At 47.6% G+C, this 9,517-nt stretch carries 10 protein-coding genes; 6 read left to right on the top strand and 4 right to left on the bottom strand.

Translation table 11 applies throughout. The features are described from left to right. Positions 1–49: 49 nt before the first annotated feature. Entirely contained in the window at positions 50–553 is a 504-nt protein-coding gene (mobB, locus tag AC0LWE_RS20540) for a molybdopterin-guanine dinucleotide biosynthesis protein MobB (RefSeq protein ID WP_219347224.1), read from the bottom strand. Further along, positions 550–1,134, bottom strand: a complete 585-nt coding sequence (gene mobA / locus AC0LWE_RS20535; protein WP_219347225.1) for a molybdenum cofactor guanylyltransferase MobA — start codon at positions 1,132–1,134, stop codon at positions 550–552. Before mobA ends, mobB begins: the two co-directional genes overlap by 4 nt. A 68-nt stretch (positions 1,135–1,202) precedes the next feature. Here mobA and AC0LWE_RS20530 point away from each other — a divergent pair, with 68 nt between their 5' ends. The 3 genes from AC0LWE_RS20530 (at position 1,203) to dsbA (ending at position 3,184) form a co-directional block, all read left to right on the top strand. Next, positions 1,203–1,472 (top strand): YihD family protein, encoded by a 270-nt coding sequence (locus tag AC0LWE_RS20530; RefSeq protein ID WP_059180536.1) that lies wholly within the window; start codon positions 1,203–1,205, stop codon positions 1,470–1,472. A 75-nt stretch (positions 1,473–1,547) separates the two neighbouring features. Further along, the gene (locus AC0LWE_RS20525; RefSeq protein ID WP_202714695.1) at positions 1,548–2,534 is read left to right on the top strand and encodes a serine/threonine protein kinase; all 987 of its coding nucleotides are present in this window, start codon (positions 1,548–1,550) and stop codon (positions 2,532–2,534) included. Between the two features lie 26 nt (positions 2,535–2,560). Further along, positions 2,561–3,184, top strand: coding sequence for a thiol:disulfide interchange protein DsbA (gene dsbA / locus AC0LWE_RS20520; RefSeq protein WP_059180538.1), 624 nt, complete (start codon positions 2,561–2,563; stop codon positions 3,182–3,184). A 15-nt stretch (positions 3,185–3,199) separates the two neighbouring features. On the opposite strand, the gene AC0LWE_RS20515 is transcribed toward dsbA, so the two are convergent. Further along, the gene (locus AC0LWE_RS20515) at positions 3,200–4,108 is read right to left on the bottom strand and encodes an acyltransferase (RefSeq protein ID WP_219347226.1); all 909 of its coding nucleotides are present in this window, start codon (positions 4,106–4,108) and stop codon (positions 3,200–3,202) included. 436 nt (positions 4,109–4,544) lie between these two features. On the opposite strand from AC0LWE_RS20515, the gene polA reads away from it, so the two are divergent. Next, positions 4,545–7,337 carry a DNA polymerase I gene (gene polA, locus AC0LWE_RS20510; protein WP_202668688.1) on the top strand — a complete coding sequence of 931 codons (2,793 nt, stop codon included), beginning with the start codon at positions 4,545–4,547 and terminating at the stop codon, positions 7,335–7,337. A 166-nt stretch (positions 7,338–7,503) separates the two neighbouring features. Further along, complete coding sequence (gene spfP, locus AC0LWE_RS20505; protein WP_071892919.1) at positions 7,504–7,551, top strand: small protein SpfP; 48 nt, start codon at positions 7,504–7,506, stop codon at positions 7,549–7,551. A gap of 98 nt (positions 7,552–7,649) precedes the next feature. Here the strand turns inward: spfP and yihA are convergent, their stop codons facing one another. Then, positions 7,650–8,276 (bottom strand): ribosome biogenesis GTP-binding protein YihA/YsxC, encoded by a 627-nt coding sequence (yihA, locus tag AC0LWE_RS20500; protein ID WP_059180541.1) that lies wholly within the window; start codon positions 8,274–8,276, stop codon positions 7,650–7,652. A gap of 575 nt (positions 8,277–8,851) precedes the next feature. Between yihA and yihI the strand changes: the two genes are divergently transcribed. After that, positions 8,852–9,367, top strand: coding sequence for a Der GTPase-activating protein YihI (gene yihI / locus AC0LWE_RS20495; RefSeq protein ID WP_131487105.1), 516 nt, complete (start codon positions 8,852–8,854; stop codon positions 9,365–9,367). Positions 9,368–9,517: the final 150 nt, after the last annotated feature.

Here is a 9,517-nt window from a genome sequence, read left to right as displayed (position 1 = left end):
ATGAAATGCGCAGAAAACAAGCCAGTCTGATATGTCGCCCAGATGTTTACTACGTCTGTAGCCACGCCTCAATAAAATCGGTAATTTCATCCGTATCATTGAGATTTAAAACTGGCATCTGTATTGTCAGTGAAACATCACTGGCAACGGCAATCACATCCTGATCCAACGTTAACTCATCGACTCCATGCCCGGTACCCTGTCTGAACAACAGTATCTTAGCCACCGATTCATGCTTAAATCCCTCAACTAAAACCAGATCCAATGCTGAATGATCCATACGACTCACAAGATAATTGAGATCGAGTGTGTCTTTTTCTGGTGTTTCAGTCATCAGTGCCCATCGCTGCGTACTGGCAACCATGGTTTGCGCAGCGCCAGCGTGGCGCAATTCGTAACTGTCTTTACCCGGTTTATCGATATCCATATTGTGATGGGTATGCTTAATTATCCCAGTACGGATGCCTCGGGCGTAAAGCGCAGGAATGAGTTTTTTAAGAAGATAGGTTTTACCTGTGCCACTCCACGCGGCGATGGCTAAAACGGGTTTCATACAGTCCCCTGTATATTTCGCAGATCTTCAGGTGTATTCACGTTAATAAAAGCAGATTTTTGGTCGCTAAAATCGACTGAATGACCGCCGGATTGACGCAGGAATATCATCACTCGACGTTCTCCGGATGTCAGGTACGCTTTCATTTCAGTAATTAACTTTCTATTAATCAATGCAATAGTAGGATGATCTCGCTCGCCATCGTGTACCCAGACGACAGGAGAATTATCCCGATTGCTGACCAGCCGTTCAGCAAGACAAGTTGGAATAAAAGGCGTATCGCAGGGGCAAAAGAGAAACCATTCTCGCTCTGACTGCTGCATAACGCTGAGCATACCGGCTAAAGGCCCCGGATAATCATCAAGACTGTCTTGATAGACGGGATAACCACTTTGCTGATAAATATCGATATGCCGGTTAGCACTAATAGCGATCGCATCGACTTGCTTACTAAGCGTATCGGCCACGTGCTTCCATAAAGGCTTTCCATCAAGTTCTTGTAAGCCCTTATCTCTTCCCCCCATTCGTGTCGCTCTTCCACCTGCCAGAACCACAGCAAATACTTCCTTGCATTGATTCACAAATATCGCCTCTTTTATTGTGGGATTGACCCTGATAACGTATTCCCATAAACGAAAGGAGCATCGCAATGAAATGTAAACGTCTGAACGAAGTTATTGAACTCCTCCAGCCAGCCTGGCAAAAAGAGCCTGAACTGAATCTAATCCAATTTTTACAGAAACTGGCGAAAGAGTCAGGTTATGACGGCGAACTGACCGACCTTTCTGATGACATTCTGATCTATCACCTCAAAATGCGCGATTCCGCAAAAGATGCTGCGATTCCAGGGATAAAGAAAGATTACGAAGAAGACTTTAAAACCGCACTTCTGCGAGCCCGTGGCGTCATTAAAGAGTAAAACCTTGTAAGAGCTGCCACCGAAATCGCTGTGAAATGATATCCTGAATCATTCGTATAATTTCCGGATGATCGGATGAACGACAAGTCTTTTACTTTCCAGACATTACACCCGGATACCATTATGGATGCCCTGTTCGAGCAGGGTATCCGCGTAGACTCCGGGTTAACACCCCTTAACAGCTATGAAAACCGCGTCTATCAATTTCAGGATGAAGACCGCCAGCGTTTTGTCGTTAAATTTTATCGGCCTCAACGTTGGTCTGCTGAGCAAATTCAGGAAGAGCATCAGTTCGCTCTGGATCTCGTGAATGATGAGATTCCTGTAGCCGCGCCGATTCAATTTGATAACCAAACGTTATTGACGCATAAAGGCTTTTTTTATGCTGTTTTCCCAAGTCTCGGCGGCCGTCAGTTTGAGTCCGATAATATCGATCAAATGGAGTGGGTTGCCCGCTATCTGGGTCGAATTCATCAGACTGGCCGAAAAAAAACCTTTAGTGCCCGTCCTGCGATCGGTATTCAGGAATATTTAACAGAACCCCGTCAGGTTTTTGAAACCGCCACGCTGATCCCCAAGGCTCTGAAAGCGAACTTCCTTAAAGCGACCGATGCACTGATTGATGCGGTTGCGATGCACTGGGATGGTCAGGCAGAAACGTTGCGCCTTCATGGGGATTGTCATGCCGGTAATATCCTGTGGCGAGACGGGCCTTTATTTGTCGATCTCGACGATGCCAGAATGGGACCCGCGGTTCAGGATCTCTGGATGCTGCTGAATGGTGATAAAGCGGAACAACGCATGCAGCTTGAAACCATTATTGAAGCATATGAAGAATTTAGCCCCTTCAATTCAGATGAAATCGCTCTGATTGAACCTTTACGCGCCATGCGTTTTGTATATTATCTCGCATGGTTAATCAGGCGTTGGGACGATCCCGCCTTTCCTAAAAACTTCCCGTGGTTAACCGGGGAGGATTACTGGCGCAGCCAGACAACCACATTTATTGAGCAGGTTAAGGTTCTCAATGAACCTCCACTGCAATTAACGCCAATGTATTAATCGGAAACATCAGGAGAAAGTTGATCATGAAAAAAATATGGCTGGCGCTGGCAGGTATGATTCTGGCATTTAGCGCATCCGCTGCTCAATTCAGCGATGGCAAACAGTTCAATACCCTTGAAAAACCGGTCGCCGGTGAGCCTCAGGTGCTTGAGTTTTTCTCATTCTATTGCCCACATTGCTATCAGTTTGAGGAAGTGCTGCACGTTTCAGATAACGTGAAGAAAAAGTTGCCTGAAGGCACCAAAATGACCAAATATCATGTCGAATTCCTGGGGCCTTTGGGCAAAGATTTGACCCAGGCTTGGGCTGTGGCACTGGCGTTAGGTGTGGAAGATCAAGTTACCGCACCAATGTTTGAAGCCGTTCAGAAAACCCAAACCGTTCAGACAACCGCCGATATTCGCAAAGTCTTTGTTGATGCCGGTGTGAAAGGTGAAGATTACGACGCCGCATGGAATAGTTTTGTCGTGAAATCCCTTGTCGCCCAACAGGAAAAAGCTGCCGCAGATCTTCAGCTGCAAGGTGTTCCAGCCATGTTCGTAAATGGCAAATATCAGGTGAACCCACAAGGTATGGATGCAAGCAACATGGACATTTTCGTGCAGCAATACGCTGACACCGTAAAATATCTGGTTGAGAAGAAATAAAAAAGAAAACGCCGGTTAACAGCCGGCGTTTTTATTTGGTGATTTAATCCTGTCTATCAGCTCATCTTTATCATTCCACAGCGTGTTTAGCCAAAGCTGAAAGCGACGTTTGAAGTGCTTATCGTTAATGTAATCGCCGTGCAACTCTTCATTCACCTCGACAACATTAACCCGCACCACCACGTGCGTTAACTTTCCGCAGAGCATATCGTAGAACGGTTTTTTGCTATTTTCTGAATAGTACAAAGTGACATTCAGCAGCTTATCGAAGTTTTTCCCCAGGACATTAATCGCCATAGCGATCCCCGCAGCTTTGGGTGGCAGCAGGTTTTTATAATGGGAACGAGCCTGCAAGCGTTTCTGTTCGGTAAAGCGAGACCCTTCGACAAAATTGACAATAGTTGTCGGAAGCACGCGAAATTTTTCGCATGAACGGCGTGTCGTTTCAACGTCTCTACCGCGGTGCTGAGGGTGGCGAAGCAGATAACTGCGTGAATAGCGTTTCATAAACGGCATATCCAATGCCCAACAGGCCAGGCCAATAAAAGGAATCCACGCTAACTGCTGTTTCAGAAAATATTTGTTCATTGGAATGTGTTTGCGAAACAGCACGCATAACACGACGATATCTGCCCAGCTATAGTGATTGCAGACCAGCAAATATCCCTTGTTCTTACTCAGTCCATCTAACCCTTCGATATCCCATTTCAGGTCGGGGTTTAGACAAAGCAGGAACGCTAACCCTTCGCACCAGCAATACATCATGAAATTACAGAATGTCGAGACTGTGCGCCAAACGATGGGAACAGGCAGCAATAATTTTATTATGCCAGCGAGAATTATAGGCACAGCGCAAAAGAGAGTGATCAGAATCGTTAAAGTGATGCTGAGCAGTAAGGTTGCTGCAGCGAGGAATCTCGACATGATGGGTTTTTCAGGTGGTTAGCGGATAATCAACGAGGGTATCGCTGAAGCAGGACGCTGATTTTATCAGAAAACATGGAGTCGGATGTACTTTCACTCAGTGATTATTTGGAACTGATTTTGCGACAGAGTATTTCACCCGAAAATGATTTTAGCTCAGGTAATATCCACACAGAGTAAATAATCAGCGCCCGGAAATATACGGATGGAATACTTCCTTAGTACTTTGATCACAAAGCATAAATTATAAAACCTGATATTTTGAAGGATACGATTATTGTTATGTCATGAAAGTATTCACAAAGTTATCCACAGTTTGAATTTGCGAAGGATCCTGAGGATCGCGAAATCTTTTGCTGTACACAGCGCTAAAAACTGATGTTTTCATCCGTCTGTGGCATCCTTGAGCCATAAATTAATTAAAGGCACGTACACTATGGTTCAGATCCCAGAAAACCCTCTTATTCTCGTCGATGGCTCTTCTTACCTTTATCGGGCGTATCATGCGTTTCCTCCTCTGACCAATAGCGCAGGGCTGCCTACCGGCGCGATGTACGGTGTGCTGAACATGCTGCGCAGTCTGATCCTTCAGTATCAGCCATCGCATGCAGCGGTCGTTTTTGACGCGAAGGGCAAAACGTTCCGCGATGAACTGTTTGAAGATTACAAATCCCACCGTCCACCTATGCCGGACGATTTGCGTGCGCAAATTGAGCCTCTGCATGCCATGGTGAAAGCAATGGGCTTGCCATTGCTTGCCGTTTCTGGCGTTGAAGCCGATGACGTCATCGGTACGCTGGCGCGCGAAGCTGAAAAATTAGGTCGTCCGGTGCTCATCAGCACGGGTGATAAAGACATGGCGCAGCTGGTGACCCCTGGTATCACCCTAATCAATACCATGACAAATACCATTCTTGGGCCAGATGAAGTCGTCACCAAATATGGCGTGCCTCCAGAACTGATTATTGATTTCCTGGCCTTGATGGGTGACTCCTCGGATAACATCCCAGGCGTGCCGGGCGTAGGTGAAAAGACCGCGCAAGCGCTGCTACAAGGGTTAGGTGGGCTGGACACCCTCTATGCCGAATCGGATAAAATCGCTGGCTTAACATTCCGTGGCGCGAAGACCATTGCCGCGAAACTGGAACAGAATAAAGAGGTGGCCTACCTCTCTTACAAACTGGCGACCATTAAAACCGACGTTGAACTAGAACTGACCTGTGAACAGCTTGAGGTGCAGCAGCCGATTGCTGAAGAGCTGCTTGGCCTGTTTAAGCAATATGAATTCAAGCGCTGGATAACGGATGTCGAAGCCGGTAAATGGATGCAAGCTAAGGGCGGCAAACCTGCCGCGAAGCCAAAAGACACTATCGTCGTCAATGCTGAAGACGAAGTGGAAGAAGAGGCAGCGACGCTCTCTTATGAGAACTATGAAGTTGTGCTTGAAGAGTCGCAGCTTATTGCCTGGATTGAAAAACTGAAAAAAGCGCCCGTCTTTGCTTTTGATACCGAAACTGACAGCCTTGATAATATCTCTGCCAACATGGTGGGTCTGTCATTTGCAACGGAGCCTGGCATGGCGGCTTATGTTCCCGTTGCGCATGACTATCTCGATGCCCCTAATCAGATTTCACGCGACCGGGTACTGGAATTGCTGAAACCGCTTCTCGAAGATGAGAACGCGAAAAAAGTGGGGCAAAACCTCAAGTTTGACCGCGGCATTTTGCAAAATTACGGCATTGAGCTACGCGGTATTGCCTATGACACCATGCTGGAATCTTACATTCTAAACAGTGTCGCGGGTCGCCATGATATGGATTCGCTTTCAGATCGCTGGCTTAAGCATAAAACCGTCACCTTTGAAGAGATCGCGGGTAAAGGCAAAAATCAGCTGACGTTTAATCAGATCGCGCTGGAAGAAGCGGGCCGTTACGCGGCGGAAGACGCCGACGTCACTCTGCAACTGCATCTGAAAATGTGGCCAAAACTGCAAAAGCAGGAAGGTCCGCTGAATGTATTCGAGCATATTGAAATGCCGCTGGTGCCGGTTATTTCGCGCATTGAGCGCAACGGCGTCAAAATCGATCCGGCGGTGTTGCATAAACATTCTGAGGAACTCGCGCTACGATTGAGCGAGCTTGAGCAAAAAGCCCATGAGATTGCCGGTGAGCCGTTCAACCTGTCCTCAACCAAGCAGTTGCAGACTATCTTGTTTGAAAAGCAAGGCATCAAGCCGCTGAAGAAAACCCCTGGTGGTGCACCGTCAACGTCTGAAGAGGTACTGGAAGAGCTGGCGCTGGATTACCCGTTACCTAAAGTGATTCTGCAATACCGGGGTCTCGCTAAGCTTAAATCGACTTACACCGATAAGCTGCCGTTGATGATCAACCCAAAAACCAGTCGCGTTCACACCTCTTATCATCAGGCGGTTGCGGCGACGGGGCGTTTATCCTCTACCGAGCCAAACCTGCAGAACATCCCCGTTCGTAATGAAGAGGGGCGCAGAATCCGTCAGGCATTTATCGCGCCGAAAGATTATCTGATTGTCTCTGCCGACTACTCGCAAATTGAACTGCGCATCATGGCGCATTTGTCGCGTGACAAAGGCTTACTGACCGCGTTTGCCGAAGGCAAGGACATCCATCGCGCGACAGCTGCAGAAGTTTTTGGATTGCCACTGGACAGCGTGACCAACGATCAGCGTCGCAGCGCGAAAGCGATCAATTTCGGTTTGATTTACGGCATGAGCGCGTTTGGCCTTTCTCGTCAGTTAAATATTCCGCGCAAAGAGTCGCAAAAGTACATGGATCTCTACTTTGAGCGTTATCCTGGCGTTCTGGAATATATGGAACGCACTCGCGCGCAGGCGAAGGAAAAAGGTTACGTCGAAACGCTGGATGGCCGTCGCCTTTATCTCCCGGACATCACGTCAAGCAATGCGGCGCGTCGAGCTGGAGCAGAGCGAGCGGCGATCAACGCACCCATGCAGGGAACGGCAGCCGACATTATTAAACGTGCAATGATTGCAGTGGATGCGTGGCTTGAAAAAGACAAACCGCGCGTGCGCATGATCATGCAGGTACACGATGAACTGGTGTTCGAAGTTCATCACGAAGATCTGGAAGCCGTTTCGAAAAAAATCCATGAACTGATGGAAAGCAGCATGACACTCGATGTGCCGTTGCTGGTGGAAGTGGGAAGTGGTGAAAACTGGGATCAGGCTCACTAATGATTCGATGCGTAATGCGCTTTTTATGTAAGTAAGCAACATAACAGCGCGCATTATGTGACATTCATTAGATTTACCTATGTAAAGAGTGAAAAAAAACTACAAAAAGTGCTTTGTCCAGCGTTAAAAAAAGAGTAGAGTTATTCGCGTAGGGTACAGAGGTAAGATGTTCTATCTTTCAGACCTTTTACTTCACGTAATCGGATTTGGCTGAATATTTTAGCCGCCCCAGTCAGTAATGACTGGGGCGTTTTTTATTGCGGCAAAGAAAATTTTAGGCCAAAAAAAGCGCGGACATCGCCGCGCTTCTTATCACTCTTCCGCTTCTACAGCGGGTTCCAGTCCGTTATACCAACTGTCTAGCTTTTGGCGTAACACATCTACGCCTTGCTTTTTAAGCGATGAAAACGTCTCAATTTGCACGTCACCGTTGAATGCCATCGCGGCTTCACGCACCATTTTAAGCTGCGCTTTACGTGCTCCGCTGGCCAGCTTGTCGGATTTGGTCAATAGCACCAGTACTGGGATTTCACTCGCTACCGCCCAGTGGATCATCTGCTGATCGAGATCTTTAAGCGGGTGGCGGATATCCATCAGCACAACCAGACCTTTCAGACACTGGCGTTTTTCCAGATATTCACCCAGGGCTTTTTGCCATTTGAGTTTTACCTCTTCTGGAACTTCCGCATAGCCGTAACCGGGTAAATCGACCAGTCGCTTGCCTTCAGCAACTTCAAATAAGTTAATAAGCTGGGTGCGCCCTGGCGTTTTTGAGGTACGCGCCAGGCTTCTCTGGTTAGTTAGCGTATTGAGGGCGCTTGATTTCCCGGCATTAGAACGGCCCGCAAACGCCACTTCAATCCCGGTATCAGGGGGTAAGTGGCGGATATCAGGCGCACTGGTGACAAAATTCGTCTGTTGATAGTTCCAGTTAGTCACGTACTTGTCTCCAAAATTCTTATTCTGGAAGGGATTATACCTGAATGCAGGCAAAAGGCTTTCCCTTCGCGAATACGGCGTACGTGAATACCCTATCCATTGTGAGATATGCGCCATGAAAGCTATGGGAAATATCAGACTAACGCCAGGCGAGAAATTAACCAAAGCATTTAAAATCAATATCTTATTTTTAAGTAATTTTCCTAAAATCTTTTTTTGTACACTTTCGTTACTTGTCAGAAGAAGTGAAAAAGGTAAAGTAGCACCCACGGCGAGGATGCCATCAGGATTATGACTTAAGGATGAGGGTCAGGAGCGCCAGGAGGCGAAGACTCAGGACGACAAGGACGACACGCCAGGAGGCGTTTTAAAGGGAAATGGAACTGCATCACGGATGATTCCGCTAAAGGATAAACAGGGTTAGTTGTTGGCGAACAGGGATTGTAAAACCCGTTTAGGGTGGTGAGTCAGGAAAAAAGGCGACAGATTGCTCTGTCGCCTTTTTTCTTTGCTTGCTTTCTGCTAGATTTCGCCGCAATTCTATACTGAATAAAACGGCTTAAAGACAAGACATCATGAAAAAACCGACCTCTGCAGCGGGCGCAAAACGCCCGGCAAAAGCGCACCGCAAAACGCGTGAAGAACTGAATCAGGAAGCACGCGATCGCAAACGTGTTAAAAAGCACAGTGGGCATTCTGCGGGGAGCCGTGCGAATGGTAGCAGTGCATCAGGTTCTGCTGCACAAAACAGCAAACAGAAAGATCCGCGCATCGGCAGTAAAACGCCAATTCCACTGGGCGTGACAGACACCCCAGTCGTCAAGCAGCACAAACCTAAGAGCGAGAAACCTATGCTTTCACCGCAGGCAGAGCTGGATATGCTGGAGAATGATGAGCGCCTGGACGCGCTGCTGGAACGCCTTGAAGCAGGCGAAAAACTGAATGCTGAAGAGCAAAAATGGGTCGATGCCAAATTAGACCGTATTGATGAACTGATGCAGCAGCTCGGCCTCTCTTACGAAGATGATGAAGACGACGAAGAAGAAGAGAAGCAGGACGACATGATGCGTCTTCTGAAAGGTGGAAACTAACATTTGCACCCGGCAGGCACTATCGTCCTGCTTATAACCCTTCCGGTTATATGTTATCTGGTGTGGTTATTCGTTAAACTACGGCGGTTGTCGCGGCGACAGAGGTTGTTGCGCACCCGAATGATGACCCGCAATGGGGCTAAAACGGGC

It is taken from the genome of Lelliottia sp. RD5 (assembly GCF_056032945.1).
The sequence above is the reverse complement of the archived record's forward strand: the minus strand, read 5'-3'. Positions and strand labels throughout refer to the sequence as shown.